The 2,507-nt window shown below is 70.2% G+C and carries 2 protein-coding genes; one reads left to right on the forward strand and one right to left on the reverse strand.

The annotated features are described in order from the left end of the window. Positions 1-1,534: hybrid sensor histidine kinase/response regulator (locus AC1DOC_RS29090; RefSeq protein ID WP_478131063.1), on the forward strand; the 1,534-nt coding region annotated here is incomplete at its 5' end. A 36-nt stretch (positions 1,535-1,570) separates the two neighbouring features. On the opposite strand, the gene nadE is transcribed toward AC1DOC_RS29090, so the two are convergent. After that, on the reverse strand, positions 1,571-2,419 hold the full coding sequence (nadE, locus tag AC1DOC_RS29095) for an ammonia-dependent NAD(+) synthetase (RefSeq protein WP_018903792.1): 849 nt from the start codon (positions 2,417-2,419) through the stop codon (positions 1,571-1,573). Between the last annotated feature and the right edge of the window lie 88 nt (positions 2,420-2,507).

Below are 2,507 nucleotides of genomic sequence, written 5' to 3' on the forward strand. Positions count from 1 at the left end.
CCGCAGCGAGATCCGCCGCCAGGACGAGATGCTGCGCATGAGCGAGGAGCGCTTCCGTCTCTTGGTCGAGGGCGTGAAGGACTATGCGATCTTCATGCTCGACCCGGGCGGCCACGTCGTGAGCTGGAATCTCGGCGCGCAGAAGAACAAGGGCTACGAGGCCTCGGAGATCATCGGGCAGCACTTCTCCAGGTTCTATCCGCCGGAGGTCGCCGCCACCGGCTGGCCCCAGCAGGCGCTGCGCAACGCGCTGCGCGACGGCCGCTTCGAGGACGAGGGCTGGCGCATCCGCAAGGACGGCAGCCGGTTCTGGGCCAGCGTGGTGATCACCGCGCTGCACGATGCCACCGGCAGGCACCGCGGCTTTGCCAAGGTCACGCGCGACCTCACGGAGCGCCGCCGCGTGACCGCGCTCGAGGACGAGGGGCGCCGCGTGACGAACTTCCTTGCGATGCTGGGGCACGAACTGCGCAATCCGCTGGCGCCGATCTCCAACGCGCTCGAGCTCCTCAAGCGGGAGAAGGCGGAGTCGGCCGCGCTCGTGCACACCCGCGACATCATCGGCCGGCAGCTGCGCCAGATCACCCGGYTGGTGGACGACCTGCTCGACGTCGGCCGCATCACCAGCGGCAAGATCCAGCTCGAGAACAAGCCGGTTCGCCTGCGCGATGCCATCGCCGAGGCCATCGAGGCGGTGCGCCCGCTGATCGACGGCAAGTCGCAGACCCTGCACCTGCAGACGCAGGACGCCGACCCCTGGATCGCCGGAGACAGTGCGCGCGTCATCCAGATCGTCAGCAACCTGGTCCACAACGCCGCCAAGTTCACCGGGAACGGCGGCAACATCCACGTGTCGCTCTCGCGGACCGCAGCGGATGCGGACATCAGCGTGCGCGACGACGGGCCCGGCATACCGCCGCAGGACCTGCAGCGGATCTTCGACCTGTTCGTGCAGGGCGAGCAGAACCTGGCCAGGACGCAGGGCGGCCTCGGCCTGGGGCTCAGCCTCGTGCAGCAGCTCACCACGCTGCACGGCGGGCGCGTCAGCGCGTTCAGCACCGGCCGGCCGGGCGAGGGCAGCGAATTCGTGGTGCAGTTCCCGACCACCCAGGCGCCGGTCGCCATGCTCGAGGCGCAGCCGCGGCCGGTGGGCGAGCAGCGCGTGCTGGTGGTGGACGACAACGTGGACGCCGCCGAGACCATGGCGATGCTGCTGGAGGCGCTGGGCTACAAATCCAGCGTCGTGCATGGCGGGCTGGCTGCCATCGAGGCGGTGAAGGCGCAGGACCCGGACGTGGTGCTGCTGGACATCGGCCTGCCCGACCTGAGCGGCCATGAAGTCGCCCGCCGCGTGCGCGCCGAGATGGTCAACCCGCCGCCGCTGATTGCCGTCACCGGCTACGGTCAGGCCAGCGACAGGGAAACCAGCCTGGAGGCCGGCTTCCGGGCCCACCTGACGAAGCCGGTCGATGTCGACAAGCTCTCGGCGCTGCTCGAACGGTTGCTGGAGCCGCCTCGGTTCAAGGCCGCGTAGAACCCGCGTGGGGCCCCGCAGAGCCGGCCTGGAAAGCTAGGCCGGGTGCGGCGGCTCCACCGGCAGCGCGCGCTTGTGGGCGCTCTTGCGATGCGTGGCAAGAATGATCTCGCGCGCCGCGGCGGCCACCGGCTTGCCTTCGAGGAAATCGTCGATCTGTTCGTAGCTCACGCCGAAGGCGTCTTCGTCGGGCTTGCCCGGCACCAGCGATTCGAGGTCCGCCGTGGGCACCTTGAACACCAGCGCGTCGGGGGCGCCGAGCCGCTGCGCGAGGGCGCGCACGCGGCGCTTGTTGAGGCCGCTGAGCGGCGTCACGTCGGCCGCGCCGTCGCCGAACTTGGTGAAGAAGCCCATCAGCGCCTCGGCCGCATGGTCGGTGCCGATGACGATGCCGTCGTGCGCACCGGCCACCGCGAACTGCGCGATCATGCGCTGGCGCGCCTTGATGTTGCCGAGCACGAAGTCTTCATGCGCCGCATCGCGGAAGGCCAGGTCGCCCTTCTTGAGCGCCGCGAGCATGCCGTCGGCCGCGGGGCGGATGTCGACGGTCAGGATGCGGTCGGGCCGGATCACCGCGAGCGAGGCCTGCGCCTCGTGCTCGTCCTTCTGCACGCCGTAGGGCAGGCGCATCGCGATGAAGGTGGCGCCGTAGCCCTCGGCGCGCAGCTTCTCGACGGCGCGCTGCGCGAGGCAGCCGGCCGTCAGCGAATCGACGCCGCCGCTGATGCCCAGCACCAGCGCCCTGAGGCCGGTGCCCCGCAGGTAGTCCGCGAGAAAGGCGGTGCGCCGCTCGATTTCCGCGGCGGCGTCGAAGACGGGCGCGACGTGCAGCGCCGCGATGATCTCGCGCTGCGTGGCGTCGACGGAAGGCAGGTCGTGGGTCATGGTGTGGCCTGGAAAAGTCAGAAGTCCACCAGGCTCAGGCCGATGCTGAGCACGGTGCGCTTGCGGTTGTAGTCGACCAGCGTGTCGC

The sequence above is a fragment of the Variovorax sp. 01T439_2 genome (assembly GCF_056398445.1).

Bases quoted from the DNA above. Each gene is read 5' to 3' on its own strand.
- nadE (WP_018903792.1), bottom strand. From the start codon at position 2,419: ATGACCCACGACCTGCCTTCCGTCGACGCCACGCAGCGCGAGATCATC.